The sequence below is a fragment of the Sorangiineae bacterium MSr11367 genome, assembly GCA_037157805.1.
Classification (GTDB): Bacteria; Myxococcota_A; Polyangia; order Polyangiales; family Polyangiaceae; genus Pendulispora; species Pendulispora rubella.
On the sequence record CP089983.1, the window covers coordinates 6,765,336 to 6,788,886 of the forward strand.

At 68.2% G+C, this 23,551-nt stretch carries 2 protein-coding genes (1 of these 2 running past the window's edge); both read left to right on the forward strand.

Annotation, left to right across the window (positions count from 1 at the left end; translation table 11 throughout):
* Window positions 1-15,768 carry an SDR family NAD(P)-dependent oxidoreductase gene (locus LVJ94_26070; protein ID WXB10674.1) on the forward strand — a complete coding sequence of 5,256 codons (15,768 nt, stop codon included), beginning with the start codon at window positions 1-3 and terminating at the stop codon, window positions 15,766-15,768.
* A protein-coding gene (locus LVJ94_26075) for an SDR family NAD(P)-dependent oxidoreductase (GenBank protein WXB10675.1) crosses the window boundary here: on the forward strand, window positions 15,765-23,551 show its 5' end (the start). 14,251 nt of this gene lie beyond the right edge of the window; the window shows 7,787 of its 22,038 coding nt (coding positions 1-7,787); its start codon is at window positions 15,765-15,767; its stop codon lies beyond the right edge, outside the window. Before LVJ94_26070 ends, LVJ94_26075 begins: the two co-directional genes overlap by 4 nt.

The window sequence follows — 23,551 nt, forward strand, 5'->3', positions numbered from 1 at the left end:
GTGACTGCCCACTCGAAGAGCACACCGGGCTCCCATCATCATGAAGACGATATTCGCAGCTGGATTGCCTCGTACCTGAGCGAGCGGCTCGGCATCGATGGGAGAAGCATCGATCCGAACGAACGATTCACCCAATATGGACTGGATTCGCGCGGTGCCGTGGATCTCGTTTCCGCGTTGGGAAATGTGCTTGGACGTACCATCTCCCCCGTATGGATTTGGCACCATCCGACCCCCGCGGCGCTGGCGCGGTATCTCGCCGTCGGGGCCCCGGAGGCGGCGCCCGTCGAGAACGTGACCGCGACCGACGAACCGATGGCCATCGTCGGAATCGCGTGCCGATTCCCGGGTGCGCCGAGTCCGGACGCGTTCTGGGCGCTTCTGCGAGGTGGCATCGACGCGATCACGGAGGTGCCGCGAGACCGCTGGGATCCCGATGCCCTCGAAGGAGCCGAAAGCGCCCGTTGGGGGGGATTTCTCGGGCGAGTCGATGGATTCGACCCGCTGTTTTTCGGCATCTCCCCGCGCGAGGCGCGTGCGATGGATCCGCAGCAGCAGCTGATGCTCGAGCTCAGTTGGGAGGCGCTCGAAGATGCGAGGCTGGTCCCCGAGAAGCTGAAAGGCACGCAAACGGGTGTCTTCTTCGGCTCCATCTGGGACGACCACGCCACACTGCTTTACCGGCAAGGGGTCGCGTCGATCACCCCGCACACGGTGACGGGGCATCATCGAAGCATTCTCGCGAACCGGGTTTCCTACGTGCTCGGCGTTCATGGGCCCAGCATGACCATCGATACGGCATGCTCGGCGTCGCTCGTCGCGATCCATCTCGCGTGCGAGAGCTTGCGGCGTGGGGAATCGTCGCTCGCCATCGCCGGCGGCGTGAATCTGACCCTCGCGCCCGAAAGCGCCATTGGCATGAGCGAGTTCGGCGGATTGTCGCCGGACGGCAGGTGCTTCACGTTCGACGCGCGCGCCAACGGCTACGTGCGCGGCGAGGGAGGCGCCGTGGTGGTGCTCAAGCGCCTCTCGCGGGCCATCGGCGACGGGGATCCGATTCATGCCGTCATCCGCGGCAGCGCGGTGAACAACGGCGGCGCGGCCAACGGGCTTACGGCGCCGAATCCATCGGCGCAGGAGGCCGTGCTGCGCCTCGCCTGCGCGCGGGCGGGTGTCGCACCGAGCGAGGTCCAATACGTCGAGTTGCATGGCACGGGGACCGCGCTCGGCGATCCCATCGAGGCCGCCGCCCTCGGTGCGGTGTTCGGGGAAGGTCGAGCGCCGCATGGCCCGCTGCGGGTCGGTTCGGCCAAGACGAACATCGGGCATCTCGAAGGGGCTGCCGGCATCGCGGGACTGGTCAAGACGGTGCTGTGCATGAAGCACCGAGAGTTCGTGCCGAGTCTGCACTTCGACACGCCGAACCCGCACATCGACTTCGAGGCCTGGAAGCTTGCCGTGGAGACCCGCGTGTGCGCGTGGCCGGATACGTCCCGTCCGCGGATCGCGGGGGTGAGCTCGTTTGGAATGGGGGGCACGAATTGCCACGTCGTTTTGTCCGAGTGGGACGCACCGCGCGCCGAGATGTTCGCGAGCGCGGCGTCGGACGAGAGCACGCTCCGCGCAAACGCCCGCGCGTGGCTCGCGGGCGCGGCCAACGACGGGCCGCGCGAAGGGCCCCATCGGCTGGCCATCGTCGCGCGCTCGAGAGGAGAGACCGAACGGCACCTGCGGGGATTTCTCGACGGCCAGGCCGGCGTGCGCGTTCGCCAAGGGCACCTCGAGACGCCGTCGCCGAGGGTGGTCTTCGTGTTCGCGGGGCAAGGCGTGCAGTGGGCCACGATGGGGCGGCGACTCCTTCATCGTGAGCCCGTGTTTCGCAAGGCCATCGAACGATGCGATCGCGGCATCCGCGCGCACCTCGGTTGGTCGCTGTTCGACGAGCTCTCCGCCGATGCCTCGAACTCGCACCTGGACGCGATTGACGTGAGCCTTCCGGCGATCATTGCGGTGGAAATTGCGATGTCCGAGCTATGGCGCTCCTGGGGCATCACGCCGGCCGCCGTGGTCGGGCACAGCGGTGGCGAAATTGCCGCCGCACACGTCGCCGGCGTTCTGAGCCTGGAGGACGCGATGCGCACCATCTGCGCCTACGGACGCCTGCTCCGGCGGATCCAGGGAAAAGGGACGATGGGCGTGGTGGGGCTCCCATGGGACGAGGCCGCGGCGGAGCTTACGAGCTACGAGGGCCGGCTGTTCCGAGCGATCCAACACGGCGCGGATTCGACCGTGGTTGCAGGCGACGCCGCATCACTCGATGGGTTGTTCGCATCGCTCGAGCGGCGCAGCCTTTTCTGCCGCCGGGTGGCCATCGACATCGCTGCGCATTGTCCGCACGTCGACGCGATCCGTGACGACCTCTTGGAAGCGTTGCGTGAGGTGCGACCGCGAACGGGCGCCCTCCCCATCGTGTCCGAGGTCACCGGTGCGCCGCTCGACGGCCGGCACTTCGACGCTGCCCATTGGGTTCGAAATGTCAGGGAGCCCGCGCTGTTCGCGACGGCCATCGAGCATCTTCTGCAAGGAGGTTTCGACACCTTCGTGGAGGTGAGTCCGCACCCCTTCGCGCTGCACGCCATCGCGTCGAGCCTGCGCCACGCGGGGCGCCAGGGCATCGTACTTCCATCGCTTCGGCGGGACGAGGACGAGCACGATGTGATGCTGGACACGTTGGGCGCGCTCTTCGTGCGTGGCGCCCCCGTGCGATGGGATGCGCTCCTGCCCGACGCGCAAACGCGATCGGGCCCGCTCCCCGTGCTGGTGTCCGGCAAGACGGAGGAGGCTTTGCGCGCCCAAGCGACCGCGCTCGGCCAATGGCTCTCCGCCCATCCCGATCGGCGGCTCGTCGATGTTGCCGCGTCCCTCGCGACGACCCGCTCGCACTTTGCGAAGCGCGAGGCGCTCGTGGTCTCCGATCGGCGCGAGCTGCAGGACGGCCTGGAGGCCATCGCGCGCGGAGAGCCTCCGCGCGATCGGTCCGCGGGCGGCCTGCTGGCGTTTCTCTTCGCGGGCCAGGGGAGCCAGCACCCGGGGATGGGACGATCCCTCTACGCGCGGTTTCCTGCCTTTCGCGACGCGTTCGACGCGGTCTGCTCCGAGCTCGATGGCCGGCTCGGCCTCTCCGTCCGGCGGGTTGCGTTCGCGGAGTGCTCCGGGGATGCCGAACGCCTGGACCAGACGGTGTACACGCAGACGGCTCTCTTTGCGGTGGAAGTGGCGCTCTTCCGGCTCCTTGCGAGCTGGAAGGTTCACCCTGATGTGCTGCTCGGGCACTCCATCGGGGAGTTGGTCGCAGGCCACGTCGCGGGGGTGCTCTCGCTGGAAGATGCGTGCACCATGGTGGCCGCGCGCGCACGCCTGATGCAGGCTCTCCCCGCGGGCGTGATGGTCGCACTCGCCGCCTCCGAAGGTGAGGTCCTCGAGCGGCTCGCTGGATACGACGCGCAGGTCAGCGTGGCCGCCGTGAATGGGCCGCGTTCGACGGTCGTCGCCGGGGACGAGGACGCCGTTCTGCGGATTGCATCCCATTTCGAGAAGATGGGGCGCAGGGCCGTGCGCCTTCGGGTGGGACACGCGTTCCACTCGCCCCACGTCCGAGGGATGCTGCAGGCCTTCGAAGGCGCCCTTCGCCCTTTGACGTTTCGCCCGCCGCAGATTCCCATCGTGTCCAACGTCACGGGCAGGCGGGTGAGCGGCGAGGAGATGGCTTCGCCCGACTACTGGGTGCGGCATGTGCGGGACACGGTGCGTTTCCTGGACGGAGTTCGCGCGCTCGAAGGAGAAGGCGTTCTCGACTTTTTGGAGGTCGGCCCCGGCGGCGCGCTCTGTGCGCTGGCGCACGACGGTTTGTCCGAAGAGGTTCGCGAGAAGGCCATGTTGCGGCCCACGCTCGGCAAAGATCGACCCGAGCTCGCGACCCTCTCGAGCGCCATCGGCGCCTTGCACACGCGCGGTCGCACCGTCGATTGGAAAGCCTTCTTCGAGGACTCGGACGCGCGCCCGATCGCCCTGCCGACCTACGCGTTCCAACGCGAGCGACAGGCACCGGAGCGAACCGATTTGCTCCACCGTGTCGAATGGATCGCAACCGACACGGGCGCGAGCTCCTCGTCCACGGGGCCGTGCGTATGGCTCGGAGACGATGGGGAATACGCCGACTGGAACGCACTGGAAGCCGCGGTGGCCGCGGGCGCCGACGTCCCCGGTACCGTGGTGGCGTCGTGGCGATCGGAGGGGACCGATCCGGTGCAGGCAGCCCACGATGCGAGCCGTCGATGCTTGGCGCTCCTTCGAGGGTGGATCGAGAGCGACCGGTTTGCTCGCTCCCGACTGGTGGTGCTCACCCAACGGGCCATCGCGACGTGGCCGGACGAAGACGTGCTCGATCTCGGTGCCGCAGCGCTCTGGGGGCTCGTGCGCACGGCGCAAACGGAGGCACCCGATCGCGGCATCGTGCTGGCCGACGTCGACGATCTCGCGACGGCACGGGATGCCCTGCCGTTCATCGCCGGAGCGTCCCAGTGGGCGCTTCGCCACGGGCGATGGCGGACGCCCCGGATCGTGCGCGCCGAGCCGAGCGCGGCTTCGCAGGCTCGTGGTTCGTCCATGCAGGAAGGAATCGTGCTCGTGACCGGCGGTACGGGGGCGCTGGGCGAGCTCGTCGCGCGGCACCTCGTCACGCAGCACGGTGCGCGCCATCTGGTCCTGGCATCGCGGCACGGAGACTCGGCGCCGGGTGCCACGTCGCTGCGGAGCGATCTCGAAGCCGCGGGCGTCCGCGTCGAGTTCGCGGCGTGCGATGTGGGGGATCGCGACGCGGTTCGGGCCCTCCTCGCCTCGGTTCCGAAGGATCGCTGCCTGGGCATCGTTCATGCTGCGGGTATGATCGAGGACGGACTGGTGAATGGTCTCACCGACGAACGGCTCGCGCGCGTTTTGCGTCCGAAGGTCGACGGATCCATGCACCTGCATGAATCGACGATGGATCGGGAGCTTTCGTTCTTCGTGCTCTTTTCATCGGTCGCAGGGCTGCTGGGCACGGCCGGACAAGCCAACTATGCGGCGGCCAATGCGTTCGTCGATGCGCTGGCGCAGCATCGGCGTGCGCACGGGCTGCCTGCAACTTCGCTGGCGTGGGGTCTCTGGGAGACGTCGCGCGGCATGGGTGCGACCTTGGCGCCGAGCGACCGTGCGCGAATGGCGCGGCTCGGGATGACCGCGCTCACCCTCGAGGAGGCGCTGGGCCTCTTCGACGTGGCGCTCGCGCGTCCCGACGCGCTCCTCGTTCCGGCGCGCTTCGAGCCGGACGTGCGCGCTCGGCAGGGCACACATCCGTTGCTGCGACCCGCGGCCGCGCGCACGGCGGACGCGGAGAGGCCCGAGGAGAACGAACGCGCCGTCTGGCAAGGGCGACTCGCCGAGCTTTCGGCGCCCGATGGTGATCGGGCCTTGCTGGAGTTGGTGCGCGCGGAGGTGGGCGCGGTCCTCGGACAGCGTTCGGGTGAGGCCATCGAGGCGGGCCGTCCGCTCGCGGAGCTCGGGCTCGGATCGCTGATGGCCCTCGAGCTCACGCGTCGCCTTCGCGCTCGCACCGGCGTTCGCCTTCCGGCCACGCTGCTGTTCGATCATCCGACGCCATCGGCCTTGGTCGAGCGACTGCGGGCGGAGCTGCTCGAGCACGGGGCGAAGGACGCGGGCTCCACGGCGGCTCCCACCGCGGTGGCCGACGAGCCGATCGCGGTCGTGGCTATGAGTTGCCGCTTTCCGGGAGGGGTCGTCACGCCCGCGGACCTCTGGCGACTGCTCGAGGCGGGGACCGATGCCATCGCCCGCGTCCCGGACGAGCGGGGCTGGAACCTCGACGAGCTGTTCGATCCGGATCCCGACGCCGCCGGCAAGACGTACGTGCGCGAGGGGGGCTTCGTGGATCGGGTGGACGGCTTCGATGCCGACTTTTTCGGGATCAGCCCGCGCGAAGCCGCCACCATGGATCCCCAACAGCGGTTGCTGCTCGAGATCGCGTGGGAGCTCTTCGAGCGCGCGGGGATGGATCCCACGTCCCTTCATGGCAGTCCGACCGGGACCTTCGTGGGGATCAATTACAACGATTACGGGGCACGCTTCCTTCGCGTACCCGATGCGCTCGAAGGTCATGTGGGCATCGGTAGCGCCGCCAGCGTGGCCTCCGGGCGGATCGCGTACACGTTCGGGCTCGAGGGGCCCGCCATCAGCGTGGACACCGCCTGCAGTTCCTCGTTGGTGGCCATTCACCTTGCCGCTCAGGCCCTCCAACGCGGTGAGTGCTCTCTCGCACTCGCCGGCGGCGTCACCCTCATGGCCACGCCTTCCACCTTCGTCGAGTTCTCCCGGCAGCGCGCTCTTTCTCCCGATGGCCGCTGCAAAGCTTTCTCCTCACTCGCCGACGGTACCGGCTGGGCCGAGGGCGCCGGCTTGCTCTTGCTCGAGCACCTCTCCGATGCTCTTCGCCTTGGTCATCCTGTCCTCGGCCTCCTGCGCGGATCCGCCGTCAATCAGGATGGCCGCAGCCAGGGCCTCACTGCTCCCAATGGGCCCGCTCAGCAGCGCGTCATTCGGCAGGCTCTCCTCCGCGCTCGCCTTGCTCCCGACGACGTCGATGCCGTCGAGGCTCATGGTACTGGCACCTCCCTCGGCGATCCCATCGAGGCCCATGCCCTCTTGGCTACCTATGGCGCCGCCCATTCTCCCGAGCTTCCACTCTGGCTTGGCTCCCTCAAGTCCAACATTGGACACACTCAGGCTGCCGCCGGTGTCGCGGGCGTCATCAAGATGCTCCTCGCCTTCCAACACCGCGCGTTGCCGAAGACGCTTCACGCCGATTCTCCTTCTCCTCACGTCGACTGGTCTTCCGGCTGCCTTCGCCTCCTCACCTCGCACACTCCCTGGCCTCGCTCCGACAGGCCTCGGCGCGCCGCCGTCTCCTCCTTCGGCATCAGCGGCACCAACGCTCACCTCATTCTCGAGGAGCCGCCTCCGCACGCAGAGTCCTCCCCGCCGGCCACGGGCGGCGACGTTCCTCTCGTCCTCTCGGCGAAAAGCGATGGCGCGTTGCGGGACCAGGCAGCGCGGCTTCGGGCGCACCTCGTCGCGAACCCCGAGCTCGACCTCGCCGACGTCGCGCATTCGCTCGTCTTTTCCCGCGCGCACTTCGAGCGCCGTGCCGTCCTCGTCGCACGCGAACGCGCGGCCTTGCTCGATGGGCTCGAGGCTCTCGCCCGCGGTACCTCCGCGCCGCACCTCGTACGCGGCGAGGTCGCCCTTCGCGGCAAGCTCGTCTTCGTCTTCCCGGGCCAGGGCGGGCAGTGGGCCGGCATGGCACGCTCCCTCTTCGACGAATCCTCCGTCTTTCGGGACCAAATCCTCGCCTGCGCCAACGCGCTCGATCCTTATCTCTCAGCTCCCCTTCTCGACCACCTTCTTCCCTCGGCCGATTCTCCCCTCTCCCTCGACAGGGTCGACGTCGTCCAGCCCCTGCTCTTCGCCGTCTTCGTTTCCCTCGCCGCCCTCCTTCGCTCCCTCGGCGTCCATCCCGACGCCGTCGTCGGCCATAGCCAAGGCGAGATCGCCGCCGCCTTCGTCGCAGGTGCGCTTTCCCTCGACGATGCCGCCAAAGTCGTTGCCCTCCGCAGCCGCGCGCTCGCTTCCCTCGCTCGCTCCGGGGCCATGGCGTCCGTCGAGGCTTCTCCCGCCCAGCTCGAGCCCCTCCTCACCCCCTTCGGCGACGACCTCTCCATCGCCGCCGTCAATTCCCCTCGCTCCACCGTCCTCTCGGGCTCCCAAGACGCCATCGACCAGCTCCTGTGCCACCTCGAGCGCGACGGCGTCTTTGCTCGTAAGGTCCGCGTCGACTACGCCTCCCACTCCCACCACGTCGATCCCCTTCGCGACGCTCTCCTCGAACAGCTCCGCGACATCTCGCCACGCTCCGCTTCTCTTCCGCTCTATTCCACCGTCACCGGCGACGTCCTGCTCGGGACCGAGCTCGGCCCCGATTACTGGGTCCAAAACCTCCGTCAGTCCGTTCGCTTCCACGACGCCACCTCCAAGCTCCTCGACCACCAGCACCGTTTCTTCCTCGAAGTCAGCCCACATCCCGTCCTTGCTCTCGCCCTCAGCCAGTCCTTCGACCACACAGGCATCCAAGCTTGCGTCTCCGGAACTCTCCGCCGCGACCACGGGGGCCTCCACCGCGTCATGCTCTCCCTCTCCGAGCTCCTCGCGCGCGGCTTTCAGCCCGATTGGCCCGCTCTCCTGCCCAAGGGAAACCTCGTCCCACTTCCCACGTACCCTTTCCAGCGCACCCGTTTCTGGCTCGAGACGCCCGACACTGCGCCCCGCAACGCATGGTCCGCGCGGCCCGAGGAGAGGCGCTTTTGGCAGGCGGCGGAGCGCGGGGACGTCGATGCCGTAGCTGCGCAGATCCAGGTCGCCGACGAGGACCGAGCTTCGCTCGCAACCGTGTTGCCCGCCCTCGCCACGTGGCGAACGCAGGTCCGGCAAGAGGCCACCATCGATTCGTGCCGTTACCGCGTGGCGTGGAGGACGATGGCGCGCCCCGGTCACGACGACGCCTCGGGGACGTGGTGGCTCGTGCACTCCGCGGGGGCAAGCCACCACGAGCTCGTAGAGGCCGTCCGGCGCGGGCTCGCGGAGCGCGGTGCGACGGTGCAGGATGTCGCGGTCGAGCACATGCCGGCCATGGCCGCCGGGGAGAAGCCGCGGGCCATCCTCTCGTTCTGCGGGCTCGATGAATCGCCGCTGCCGCAAGAACCGGGCGTCCCAACGGGCCTTGCCCTCACGCTTCGTCTCGTGCAGGCGCTGGGTGACGCCGGGATCCGCGCCCCACTGTGGTCGTTGACCCGTGGCGCGGTGCGGGCGGACGAAGGCGATCCGGCGCCGTCACCTTCGCAGGCGATGATTTGGGGACTCGGCCGGGTGGTGGCCCTCGAGCACCCCGAACGATGGGGCGGGTCGATCGACCTTCCCGAGGAGCTCGATGAAGGCGCGCTCGCATCGCTCGTGAACGCGTGCACGGGCTCCCATGGCGAGGATCAGATCGCGCTGCGGGCGCGGGGATGGTTCACGCGACGTCTGGTGCGAGCGCCCCTCGGGGTGCGCGCACACCGCCGGCCCGTGGCACCGCGGGGCACGGCGCTGGTCACCGGAGGTACGGGCGGATTGGGCGCGCAGGTGGCGCGATGGCTGGCGAACCGCGGCGTCGAGCACCTCGTGCTGGTGAGCCGGCGCGGTCCCAAAGCGCCCGGTGCGCACGACCTGATCGCCGAGTTGACCGGCCGAGGCCTCCGTGTGACCACCGCGGCCTGCGACGTCGCCGATCGGCGGGCGCTGGCGACGCTCTTGGAGCGGCTCGACGCCGAGGGTGCGGCCCCGAGCATCGTCGTGCATGCCGCCGGGATGACGCAGGATCGGCCGCTCACCGGCATGTCGATCGCCGAGGTCGCCGCGGTGCTGCACGCCAAGGTCGAAGGTGCATGCCATCTGGACGAGCTGATCGGAGAGCGTCCGCTCGACGCCTTCGTGCTCTTCTCCTCCGGCGCGGGCGTCTGGGGCAGTGGAAATCAAGGCGCGTATGCGGCCGCGAATGCCTTTTTGGATGCACTGGCGGAACGACGTCGTGCATCGGGAAAGACCGGGACGGCCGTCGCATGGGGCGCATGGGCCGAAGCGGGCATGGCGCGCGACGAGGCGGTGCAAGCGAGACTTCGCCGGCGCGGGTTGGCGGCGATGTCGCCCGACAATGCGTTGCTCGCCCTGCAGCACGCGCTCGAACACGATGAGACGGCCATCACCGTGGCCGACATCGATTGGGCGCGCTTCGTCCCCGCGTTTGCCGGGGCGCGCGCGCAGCCGCTGATCGCGGAGATCCCCGAGGCACGGGAGGCGCTCGCGTCCCTGCGCCACGCCCCTTCACCGGAGACGGCCGGGGCCTCCACGAGCGAACTCCTCGCGCGGTTTCGGACGCAGACGCCCGACGAACGAAGCCGCGACATCCTCGACCGCGTGCTGGCAGAAACCGCCGCCGTTCTCGGTCGCACCGATGCACGCGATCTGGGGCCCGGGGCGGGGTTCTTCGATCTGGGGCTCGACTCGTTGATGGCGCTGGAGCTACGACGGCGGCTGCAGAGCGCCACCGGCGTCGCGATGCCGGCCACCTTGGCATTCGACCACCCTTCGCCGGAACGCGTGGCCGCGTTTCTTCTGGAGTCGCTGGGGCGAATGCCAGGCTCCTCGCCCCCGAACGACCATGGCGCCGAAGCCGTTGACCGCGTCGTTGGCACGGACGAGCACGCGATCGCCATCGTGGGGATCGGCCTGCGTCTTCCGGGCGGGGTCGAAAACCTCGAGGACCTCTGGCGATTTCTGGAGCGCGGCGGCGACGCCGTGGGACCGTTGCCGCGGGATCGTTGGGACGTCGATGCGTTCTACGATGCCGATCCCGAGGCGCGAGGAAAGAGCTACGTACGGCACGGGGCATGCCTCGATCGGATCGATCTCTTCGATGCTCCGTTCTTCGGCATCCGGCCCACGGAGGCCGCGCACCTCGATCCGCAGCAGCGCCTCTTGCTCGAAGCGTCGTGGCACGCCCTCGAGAACACCGGGATCGTCCCGGGATCGTTGCGCGAGTCGCTCACGGGGGTCTTCGTCGGCATGGGGGCATCGGATTATGCATCCGCCCGCGAGGCTGCCGACGCCGATGTGTACGCGGTCGCCGGGAGCCATGCCTCGTTCGGCGCTGGACGTCTCGCCTTCTCGCTCGGATTGCAAGGCCCCGCGCTCTCGGTGGATACCGCGTGCTCCTCGTCCCTCGTTGCTCTCCACCTCGCGTGCCAGTCCTTGCGCCGGCGAGAGTGCCATCTCGCGCTCGCGGCGGGGGTTCATGTCATGGCGTCCGCCCAGCCCTTCGTGATGCTCTCGCGCACCCGAGCGCTCGCGCCCGATGGTCGCTGCAAAACGTTCTCGGGCCTCGCCGACGGCTATGGTCGGGGCGAGGGGGTCGTCGTCCTTGCGCTCGAGCGCCTCGCCGACGCGCAGGCGCAGGGCCATGCCGTCCTAGCGCTCGTGCGTGGTTCCGCCGTGAATCACGATGGGCACAGCAGCGCCATCACCGCGCCCAATGGGAGCTCGCAGCAGAAGGTCCTCCGCGCCGCGCTCGGGGACGCCGGACTCGCGCCGGGCGACATCGACTACGTCGAGTGCCACGGAACCGGCACGTCCTTGGGTGATCCCATCGAGATGCACGCTCTCGGCGCCGTTCATGGCACCGAGCGCGATCGGCCCCTGCGCCTCGGTGCCCTCAAGGCCAACATTGGACACCTCGAACCTGCATCCGGACTCGCGGGCGTCGCGAAGGTGGTGACCGCCCTTCGGCACGAAGCCTGGCCTCCCGCCATCCATAGCACGCCGCGCAACCCGCTCGTCGATTGGGACGCGCACGCGCTGGAGGTCGTCGACACCCTGCAACCTTGGCCGGCGCGCGCGAATGGGGCTCCGCGGCGCGCCGGGGTATCCGCCTTCGGGCTCTCCGGAACCAATGCGCACGTCGTGATCGAGCAAGCTCCGAAAGAGGCCCCACGCGAAGCTGCGAGGGCGCCGGCGTTTCCGTTGCCATTCCTCGTTTCGGCAAAATCCGACGATGCCGTTCGTGCGCAAGCGGCACGTCTCCGCGCGCATCTTCTCGAACGGCCCGATCTCACGCCCCGCGATGTCGCGCACACCCTCGCCGTCGCCCGCTCGCACTTCCAGCGACGTGCCGCGATCGTGGCGCAGGACCGCCATGGACTCCTCGAGGCCCTCGATGCCCTCGCACGTGGGGGCTCGGTCCCCGGCCTCGTCCTCGGCGACGACGACGAGCGTGGCCCGGGCAAGCTCGCGTTCCTCTTCTCGGGACAAGGTTCGCAGCGTCCCGCCATGGGCCGCGCGCTCTACGACGCGTTTCCCGTCTTTCGTGACGCTCTCGATGACATTCGCGCGCACCTCGATCCGCTTCTCGAGCTCCCGCTGGGCGACGTGCTCTTTGCCCCGACGGGGTCGTCGCTCGCCGAATCGCTCGACCGGACCGGCTTCACGCAGCCTGCGCTCTTCGCGCTTCACGTCGCTCTTTTTCGCCTCCTGGAGTCGTGGGGCGTTCGTCCCGATTTTCTACTCGGGCACTCCATCGGGGAGCTCTCCGCCGCGCACGTCGCGGGCGTGTTCTCGCTCGCCGATGCGTGCACCCTGGTCGCAACCCGGGCGCGCCTCCTGCAGACGCTCCCGCAGGGGGGCGCGATGTTCGCGGTCCACGCGACGGAGGACGAGCTCCGGCCCTTCCTGGTCGGCCGCACGCACCAGGTTGCCCTGGCGGCGGTCAATTCTCCGTTCTCGTGCGTCGTTTCCGGTGAGCTCGCGGCGCTCGAAGCCATTCAGCGAGACTTCGCCTCACGCGGTCGCCATGTCTCACGCCTCCGCGTCAGCCATGCATTTCACTCCCCCCTCGTCGATCCGATTCTCGACGAATTCCGGGCGGTCGCGCGCACGATCGCCTTTTCGCCGCCTCGTATCCCCATCGTTTCCAACGTTTCGGGGCGCCGTGCCGATCCGGACGATCTCGTGTCGCCCGAGCACTGGGTGCGGCATCTTCGAGAGCCCGTCCGCTTCTCCGAGGCGGTTTCCGCGCTCGACACGGCGGGCGTCTCCACGTTCTTCGAACTGGGCGCCGGATCGACCCTGTGCGCGCTCGCGCAGCAATGCCTCGCCGAGGCCGGTGCCGGCGCGTTTCTGCCGTCGTTGCGTGGCGGTGCGGAGGAGCCTTTTTCGCTCGTTTCGTCCGTCGCCTCCGTGCATGCGCGCGGTCACACCGTCGATTGGAGCGCGGTCTTTCGGCCCCTCTCCGCGCGTTTGGTCTCGCTCCCCACGTACGCCTTCCGCGGCCAGCGCCATTGGCTCGATGCATCGCCGTCGATGGCCGGACCCCGTCCTGACGGCCCCTATCCGCTTTCTGGCCAACGCATCGCGCTGTCGGATGGCAGCGTCGTGCACACGCTGGAGATTGGACCGACGGTCCAAGGGTATCTCGAAGACCACGCCGTCTACGGTCGCATCGTCGTTCCAGGGGCCTTCTACATGGCGGTGTTGCTCGCCATCGCCGCCACCCATTGGCCGGGCTGCCCGGTCGAGATTGGCGACGTTCAGTTCGTGCGAGCCCTGGGTTTCGAACATCGAGAGAGTCGGGTCCCACTCCAGGTCCATCTCGTGCCGCGCGAAGGCTCCGGGTTCGCCGCCGCGATTCGGACGCAGGACGGGAGCGGGTGGACGACGCACGTCACCGCGGGGATCGATCGCTTCCTCGGCTCCCCCGACGCGTCCTTGGCGCGCCGTGCTCTCGATTCGTCCCTGCGCGAGGGTGATGCCGATCTTTCCCAGTTCGATGCGGTGTTGCGCGCGCTGCAGATCGATTGGGGTCCTCGGTGGTGGTGGCTGCGCCAGGCCAACCTCGTGGGCGAGCGTACGGGGGTCGGGCGGCTCGCGGCCCCCGAGGGGGTCCCCCTCGACGATGCCCCGATCCCCGCTGGCCTCATCGACAACGCGTTCGCGCTCGAGTTGTGCTGTTGGACGCAAGACGGGGCGCGGGAGACGGCAAACGAGCGCGCCGGTGGCGGCGTCCCCCGTCTTCCTTTTGCCATGGAACGCTTCGTTTGGTACGGGCACGCGGCGACGCCCTCGTGGGCCGAGCATGTCCTGCGTGCCCCATCGTCGCCCGCCGCCGACACGACGACATCCGATCTGGTCTTCTCGGATGCGCACGGCATGCCCGTCGCACACATCGATGGATTTACGACCCATCGTGCCCCACGGGACCGCTTTCTCCACGAGCCGGCCCGACGCGCGCTCCATCGCGTCGCGTGGGTGCCATTTACCTTCGAATCGAAGGCAGAAGCAAACGTCGACGACTGGATCGAGCTTCGATCCGAACATTTGCCATTTGAAACAAACAAGCGGTTCGCACCACTTCCGCACGGCATCGTCATGACACTGCTCGATGGCGCGGGGGACCTGGTGCGAGGTGCGCACCGAGCGGTGCACGACGCCCTCGCGCAACTGCACGTGTGGCTTGCGGACGAACGGCTTGCCGCTTGCCATTGGGTCATCGTCACGCGACGGGCCGTGTCCACGCGTGCGGACGAAGGAGCTGTCGACCTGATTCATGCGCCCGTGTGGGGGCTCGTCCGAGCGGTGCAGTGCGAACATCCGGATCGACGGATCACACTCGTGGACATCGACGATGCGGAGGCATCGATGCCGACGTGGATCGCTGCAGCGGCCTCGGGCGAGCCCCAGCTCGCGCTCCGTGGCGGAACGGCGTATCGGCCGAGGATTGCCCGCGTGGATGCGGACGCGAAGGATGGGGTGGCTCACAGGTGGGATCCGAATGGCACTGTGCTGGTGACCGGGGGCACGGGAGCTCTCGGCATGCAGGTGGCGCGTCATCTCGTGGCCAAGCACGGCGTGCGGCACGTCGTGCTCGCGTCGCGCCGAGGTCGCGCGGCGGCGGGTGCCGACGCTCTGGCGGGCGAGCTCGAAGCACGCGGCGCCCGCGTGTCGATCGAATCGTGCGACGTTTCGGATCGTGCAGCGCTCGAGCGGCTGCTCGCGGCGATTCCGACGGCACACCCGCTGACGGCGGTCGTTCATGCCGCTGGGACCCTCGACGACGGCGTACTCACGGCGCTCACGCCCGAGCGCGTCGATCGGGTGCTCGCGCCCAAGCTCGATGCCGCGGTCCATCTGCACCAGCTCACGGAGCGACGCGAGCTTTCGGCGTTCGTCCTCTTCTCCTCGCTCTCGGGTGTGCTCGGAAACGCCGGCCAGGCCAGCTATGCGGCGGCCAATGCCTTTCTCGATGCGCTCGCAAGCCATCGTCGATCGATGGGGCTACCGGCGACCTCGATGGCCTGGGGCCCGTGGAGCGAAGGGGGGATGGCCGCGCACCTGAAGGCGCTCGATTCGAGGCGCATGCAGCGCCAGGGGGTGCTCCCGCTGTCGATCGAGGACGGGCTACGGCTTTTCGACGCGGCCTTGGAGCACGGGGAGCCACTCGTGGTCGCAGCGCATTTCGCATCGCCTCCGCGCGCGCGGCCCGAGCCTCGCACCGTGGCGAACGGAGCGCCCCAGCGCGTTTCTCTGGAACGGCGGTTGAGTGCGATGCCGGAACCCGAGCGCCATCGCGCGCTTCTCCATCTGGTCAATGTGGAGATCGCCCTCACCTTTGGCCTCCCGTCGGCGGACGCGATCGCGCCGAAACGGCCGCTCCAGGACTACGGGATGGACTCGCTGGTGGCCATCGAACTGCGCAACCGCCTCAACGCCGCGACGGGCTTGCGCTTGCCGGCCACGTTGCTGTTCGACCATGCCACACCGTCCGCCCTCACCGAGCGCCTGCACACCGAGCTGGCGCTGGACACGTCTCCGCAAGAGACAATGCTCCCGCCCGAGCTCGAGAGCCTGGAAAGCGCTCTAGCGAAAGGCTCGTTCGATGAACGCACCCGCGCGCGTGTGGCGGCGCGTTTGCGCAAGCTCGCCACGGCGTGGGGCACCCCCGACACGACGGGCACCAGCACGGAACTATTCGATGCTCTCGATCGAGAGTTCGAAGAAATAGGACTCGACGAATGACCGAAGAAGAAAAGCTCCGCGCATATCTCTCGAAGGCAACGACGGCGCTTCGTCAGACGCGCCAGCGGGTGCAGGAGCTGGAAGAGAAGTGGGACGAGCCGATCGCGGTGGTGTCCACGAGCTGCCGCTTTCCCGGCGGCGTGAACGGCCCGGACGATCTCTGGCGGCTCCTCGAGACGGGCACCGATGCCATTTCGTCGTTCCCCGAGAACCGGGGATGGGACGTCGAAGGGCTCTTCGATCCCGATCCGAACGCCAAGGGAAAGAGCTACGTGCAGCACGGTGGCTTTCTCGACGAGGCGGACCATTTCGATCCAGCGTTCTTCGACATCAGCCCGCGCGAGGCCGTCTCCATCGATCCCCAGCAGCGGTTGCTGCTCGAGATCGCGTGGGAGCTCTTCGAGCGCGCGGGGATGGATCCCACGTCCCTTCATGGCAGCCCGACCGGGACCTTCGTCGGTGTCATGTACAACGACTATGGTTCGCGGTTGCGGGTCGTGCCCGAGGAGCTCGAGGGCTACTTGGGAATCGGCAGTGCGCCGTGCGTCGTCTCCGGGCGGATCGCGTACACGTTCGGGCTCGAGGGACCGGCCATCAGCGTGGACACGGCGTGCAGTTCCTCTCTGGTGGCCATTCATCTCGCCGCCCAGGCGCTCCAGCGCGGTGAGTGCTCCCTTGCGCTCGCCGGTGGCGTCACCCTCATGGCCACGCCTTCCACTTTCGTCGAGTTTTCTCGCCAGCGCGCTCTTTCTCCCGATGGCCGCTGCAAGGCTTTTTCCGCACTCGCCGACGGTACCGGCTGGGCCGAGGGCGCCGGCTTGCTTTTGCTCGAGCGCCTCTCCGACGCTCTCCGCCTTGGTCATCCTGTCCTCGGCCTCCTGCGCGGATCCGCCGTCAACCAGGATGGCCGCAGCCAGGGCCTCACCGCTCCCAATGGGCCCGCTCAGCAGCGCGTCATTCGGCAGGCTCTCCTCCGCGCTCGCCTTGCTCCCGACGACGTCGATGCCGTCGAGGCTCATGGTACAGGCACCTCCCTCGGCGATCCCATCGAGGCCCATGCTCTCTTGGCCACCTATGGCGCCGCCCATTCTCCCGAGCTTCCACTCTGGCTTGGCTCCCTCAAGTCCAACATTGGACACACTCAGGCTGCCGCCGGTGTCGCGGGCGTCATCAAGATGCTCCTCGCCTTCCAACACCGCGCGTTGCCGAAGACGCTTCACGCTGATTCTCCTTCTCCTCACGTCGACTGGTCTTCCGGCTCCCTTCGCCTCCTCACCTCGCACACTCCCTGGCCTCGCTCCGACAGGCCTCGGCGCGCCGCCGTCTCCTCCTTCGGCATCAGCGGCACCAACGCTCACCTCATTCTCGAGGAGCCGCCTCCGAGCGCAGAGGCATCTCCCGCCTCTCCGCCGGCCACGGGCGATGTTCCTCTCGTCCTCTCGGCGAAAAGCGATGGGGCGTTGCGGGACCAGGCAGCGCGGCTTCGGGCGCACCTCGTCACGAACCCCGAGCTCGACCTCGCCGACGTTGCGCACTCGCTCGTCTTCTCCCGCGCACACTTCGACCACCGCGCCGTCCTCGTCGCACGCGAACGCGCGGCCTTGCTCGATGGGCTCGAGGCTCTCACCCGCGGTGCCTCTGCTCCTTGTCTCGTGCGCGCCGATGCCTCCCTCCGCGGCAAGCTCGTCTTCGTCTTCCCAGGGCAGGGCGGGCAGTGGGCCGGCATGGCACGTTCCCTCTTCGACGAATCCCGCGTCTTTCGGGACCAAATCTTCGCCTGCGCCAACGCGCTCGACCCTTACCTCCCAGCTCCGCTTCTCGCTCTCCTCCTCCCTGCCGCCGATTCTCCTTTCCCCCTCGACAGGGTCGACGTCGTCCAGCCCCTGCTCTTCGCCGTCTTCGTTTCCCTCGCCGCCCTCCTTCGCTCCCTCGGCGTCCATCCCGACGCCGTCGTCGGCCATAGCCAAGGCGAGATCGCCGCCGCCTTCGTCGCAGGTGCGCTTTCGCTCGAGGATGCCGCCAAAGTCGTTGCCCTCCGCAGCCGCGCGCTCGCTTCCCTCGCTCGCTCCGGGGCCATGGCGTCCGTCGAGGCTTCTCCCGCCCAGCTCGAGCCTCTCCTCGCCCCCTTTGGCGACGACCTCTCCATCGCCGCCGTCAATTCCCCTCGCTCCACCGTCCTCTCGGGCTCCCAAGACGCCATCGACCAGCTCTTACTTCGCCTCGAGCGCGACGGGGTCTTTGTTCGTAAGGTCCGCGTCGACTACGCCTCCCACTCCCATCACGTCGACCCCCTTCGCAACGCTCTCCTCCAGCAGCTCCGCGACATCTCGCCACACTCCGCATCTCTTCCGCTCTATTCCACCGTCACCGGCGACGTCCTGCTCGGGACCGAGCTCGGCCCCGATTACTGGGTCCAAAACCTCCGTCAGTCCGTCCGCTTTCACGACGCCACCTCCAAGCTCCTCGACCACCAGCACCGTTTCTTCCTCGAAGTCAGCCCACATCCCGTCCTCGCCCTCGCACTCAGCCAGTCCTTCGACCACGCTGGCATCCAAGCTTGCGTCTCCGGAACTCTCCGCCGCGACCACGGGGGCCTCCACCGCCTCCTGCTCTCCCTCTCCGAACTCCTCGCGCGCGGCTTTCAGCCCGACTGGCCCGCTCTCCTGCCAAAGGGAAACCTCGTCCCACTTCCCACGTACCCTTTCCAGCGCGCCCGTTTCTGGCTCGATGCATCGCATGCGCCGCCGTCGGATGTCTCGGCCGCGGGGCTCACGGCGGCCGAGCATCCGCTCCTCGCCACGACCATCGCCCTGGCGAACGCCGATGCGCTCCTCTTCATGGGCCGGCTCTCGCTCGAGAGTCATCCCTGGCTTGCGGGACACGTGGTGCTCGAGACGGTGGTCGTCCCAGGAACCGCGCTGCTCGAGTTGGCGTGGGCCGCTGCGCTTCGCGTGGGGTGTGCGCGGGTCGAAGAACTCTCGCTGCTCGCCCCGTTGTCGTTGCCGGCGGAGGGGGCGGTCCACCTTCAGGTCTTCGTCGGTCCGCCGGACGCTGCCGGACTTCGCGCGGTGTCGATTCACGGGCGGTCCGAGGATGTGGGCAGCGAATCACGTTGGGTGCAGCATGCAGCAGGCACCCTGGGCGTGGGCGCCCGGGCAACGCAACTGGATCCGGCCGGGTGGCCTCCTCCGGGTGGCGTCACGCTCGATGTGACCCGCGTTTACGAGCGCATCGCGGCCCTTGGCCTCGCGTATGAGGGCGCGTTTCGCGGCTTGCGGGGCGCGTGGAAGCACGGGGAGGATCTCTTTGCCGAGGTGGAGCTGCCCCTGGAGCAACGAGATGGCTCCTTCGGTCTTCACCCCGCCCTGCTGGATGGTGCGCTCCACGCGCTCGCGCTCGACGACGCGCGTGCGACGAACCTCGAGCTTCCGTTCTCGTGGACGGGCGCAACGCTGCACGCACGCGGGGCCTCGGCGGTGCGGGTGCGCATCACGCGGTCGACGAACGCCGGCAGCCTCGCCATTTCGGTGATGGATGCTTGGGGGGCTCCCGTGGCGTCCATCGATGCGCTCGTGACGCGTCCGGTGTCGGTGGAGCAGTTCGCGGGCACCTCGCGCAACGACGCGCTTCATCGCGTCGAGTGGGTGGCGCTCGAACGGGCCGATCGCGGTGTGTCGAGGCATTGGGCGCTGTTGGGCTCCGAGACGCATCGATTCACCGCATCGCTCGAAACGCGCGTCGAGCATCATTCCGATTTTGCTGCGTTTCGTGCGGTAATCGACCGCGGTGCGTCCATCCCGGACGTCGCGGTGTTGGTCGAGACGGATCCTTCGGCGGAAGGGATCGAGGCGGCGCATGAAACCACACGGCGCATCTTGGAGAGCGTTCGGGGTTGGTTGCTGGATGAGCGCCTGGCAAAGAGCCGGCTGGTCGTGCTCACGCGAAGAGCCATCGCCACACGCGCCGACGAAGACGTGCCGGCGCTCAGCCGGGCCGCGCTTTGGGGATTGGTCCGCGCGGCGCAATCGGAGCACCCCGATCGAAGCCTGGCGCTCGTCGACATCGACGACACGGACACGACGCTTGGCGTGCTTCCGCAGGTGTTGCTCTCGGCGGAATCCCAGCTCGCCGTGCGCGATGGATCGGTGTTCGTCCCACGGATCGCGACGGTGGATTCTCGGGATGCCCTGGCCGTTCCCGATGCTCCGACGTGGCGTTTGGAGATCCCGACCAAGGGCACGCTCGAGGCGCTCACGCTCACGCCGTATCCCGAGGCGGGTGCGCCGCTCGAGCCGGGGCAGGTTCGCATCGGGGTGCGCGCTGCGGGGCTCAACTTCCGGGACGTCATCAACGCGCTGGGAATGTTGGGCCACGAGGAGGGCGGACCTGTGGGGTTCGAGGGGGCTGGGGTGGTCCTCGAGGTCGGCGCCGGCGTGACGGAGTTGGCCATCGGCGATCGCGTGATGGGCCTCTTCATGCGGGCGTTCGGACCCGTGGCGGTGGCGGATCATCGCATGGTCGTGCGCATGCCGTCCCATTGGTCCTTTGCACAGGCCGCCGGTGTTCCGGTCGTCTTTCTGACGGCCTATTACGCCTTCGTCGAGCTCGGGCGCCTCCAGCCCGGGGAGCGCGTCCTCATTCATGCCGCCGCGGGCGGTGTCGGTTTGGCGGCCATTCAGCTCGCGCGACATCTCGGCGCCGAGGTCTTTGCCACCGCCAGTCCGGCCAAGTGGAATGTCCTGCGCCGCCTCGGCTTCGACGATGCTCACATCGCTTCCTCTCGCTCCCTCGACTTCGAGGACCACTTCCGACTCTCCACCCGCGGCCTCGGATTCCACCTCGTCCTCGACTCCCTCGCTCGCGACTTCGTCGATGCTTCCCTTCGCCTTCTCCCTCTCGGCGGCCGCTTTCTCGAGATGGGCAAGACCGATGTTCGCGACCCCAATGTCCTTGCCTCCCTGCATCCGCACGTCCGCTACCAGGCCTTCGATCTCATCGACGCAGGGCCCGAACGCATCGGACAGATGCTCGCCTCCCTCCTCGACCTCTTTCACCGCGGCGTCCTTTCCCCCATTCCCACCGCTTCGTTCGACCTTCGCCATGCACGTCACGCGTTTCGCTTCCTCGGACAGGCTCGTCACGTCGGAAAGCTCGTCCTCTCCGTTCCTCAGCCTCTCCGGACGCACGGCACCGTCCTCATCACCGGCGGCACCGGCACGCTCGGTGCGCTCCTCGCTCGGCATCTCGTCTCCCACCATGGCGTCCGCCATCTGCTCCTCGCTTCCCGCTCTGGCCCTCGCGCCAACGGCGTCGACGCCCTCGTCCGCGAACTGACCGACTCTGGCGCGCACGTCTCCGTCGCCGCATGCGATTTCTCCCGGCGCGACGAGGTCGCAAGCCTGCTCGCCTCCATCTCGGACGAGCATCCCCTTTCCGCCGTCTTTCACGCCGCGGGCGTCCTCGATGACGCCCTTCTCCTCGACCTTTCCCCCGAGCGCCTTCACCGCGTCTTGCAGCCAAAGATCGATGCCGCTCTCCATCTGCACGAGCTCACCCGATCGCTCGATCTCTCCGCCTTCGTCCTTTTCTCCTCCCTCGCCGGTACGCTCGGAGGTGCTGGACAGGCCAATTACTCCGCTGCCAATGCCTTCCTCGATGCCCTCGCCCAGCATCGCCGCGCATACGGGCTGCCCGCTCTCTCCCTCGCGTGGGGATTCTGGCAGCCACGCAGCGCCATGACCGCCCACCTCGATCACGCCGATCTCGCCCGCATCGCTCGCTTCGGGGTTCTTCCTCTCTCCGCTTCCCACGCCCTCGCTCTTCTCGATTCCGCACTCGCTCGACCCGAGCCCTGCCTCGTTCCCGCGCGATTCAACCTGCACGCGTTGCGCGTGGAGACCGCTCCGACGTTGCTTCAGGCGCTTGCTCGAACCTCACGGCGGCACGGTCCATCGCCCTCGGAGAGTTCCGGGTCGTCTCTCGAAGAGCGTCTTTCGTCGTTGTCTTCGGACGAACGGGGGCGGGTGCTCGTCGACCTTCTCCGATCCGAGCTCGCCACCGTGCTCGGGCATGCATCGCCCTCCACCATCGATCCCGCGCGGCCGCTCAAGGAGCTCGGCCTCGATTCCCTCACGGCCCTCGAGCTTCGCAATCGTCTTTCCTCGCTCACGGGTCTGCGTCTCCCTTCTACCCTCCTTTTCGATCACCCGTCGCTGTCCGAGCTCCTTCCGTTTCTCGACTCGCTGCTCTTCAAGCGCGCGACGGCGGCGCGGGCCGATCGCGAGGGAGCGGACGCACGGGTCGCTCTTCCCAGTCCGGACGATGCCATTGCCATTATCTCCATGAGCTGTCGCCTTCCGGGCCATGTCTCCTCGCCCGAGCAGCTCTGGCAATTGCTCCTCGATGGCTCCGATGCCATTTCCACCTTTCCGGTCGATCGCGGTTGGGAGCTCCACGCGCTGTTCGACGCCGATCCGGATTCGAAAGGCACCTCCTACGCCCGTCACGGCGGCTTCCTTCACGAGCCAGCCTGCTTCGACCACGCCTTCTTCGACATCAGTCCGCGCGAAGCGCTGGCCATCGATCCCCAGCATCGCCTCCTCCTCGAGTGCTCTTGGGAGGCCTTCGAGCGCGCCAACATCGCCCCGGCTTCCCTTCAAGGGTCGCTCACCGGCGTCTTCGTCGGGATCATCTACAACGACTACGCCTCCAGGCTCGCTCTCGCACCTCACGACCTCGAAGGGCATCTCGGCATCGGCTCCGCGGCCAGCGTCGCCTCGGGCCGCATCGCTTATTCCTTTGGCCTTCAGGGGCCCGCGCTTTCCATCGATACGGCTTGCTCTTCTTCGCTCGTGGCCATCCACCTCGCGTGCCAGTCGCTGCGCCAGGGGGAGTCCTCTCTTGCCCTTGCGGGCGGCGTCACCGTCATGGCTTCCCCTCGGCCTTTCGTCGAGTTCTCGCGCCAGCGCGTTCTCTCTCCCGATGGGCGTTGCAAGGCGTTCTCCGCGCATGCGGACGGCACCGGCTGGGCCGAGGGGGTCGGTTTGCTCCTGCTCGAGCGCCTCTCGGATGCTCAACGACTCGGGCATCCCGTCCTCGCTGTGATCTCCGGATCCGCCGTCAATCAGGACGGCCGAAGCCAGGGTCTCACCGCCCCCAATGGGCCCGCTCAACAGCGCGTCATCCGGCAGGCGCTTCTCAATGCCCGCCTCGCTCCAGAGGACGTCGATGCCGTCGAGGCTCATGGCACAGGCACCGCGCTCGGTGATCCCATCGAGGCTCACGCGCTCCTCGCGACGTATGGCGCCGCCCACTCCCCCGAGCTGCCGCTGTGGCTTGGCTCGCTCAAGTCGAACATCGGGCATACGCAAGCTGCCTCGGGGGTCGCAAGTGTCATCAAGATGGTTCTCGCCATCCAGCATGGCCTGCTTCCCAAGTCCCTCCATGCCGAGGAGCCTTCCTCGCACATCGACTGGGACTCTGGCTCTCTGCGCCTCCTGGCCTCGCACACGCCCTGGCCGGCCACGGGCCGTCCTCGACGCGCCGCCGTCTCGGCCTTCGGCATCAGCGGCACCAATGCGCACCTCATTCTTCAGCAACCGCCTTCGACGGCGCACGCAGCACCACGCAGCTTAGCTTCCTTTCCTTTTCCCTTTCTCCTCTCCGCCAAGTCCCACGACGCGCTTCGCGCCCACGTGTCTCGGCTTCACGAGCATCTTTCGGCCAATCCGAACAGCTCTCTTCCCGACGTCGCGTATTCCCTCGCTACTCGCTCGCACTTCTC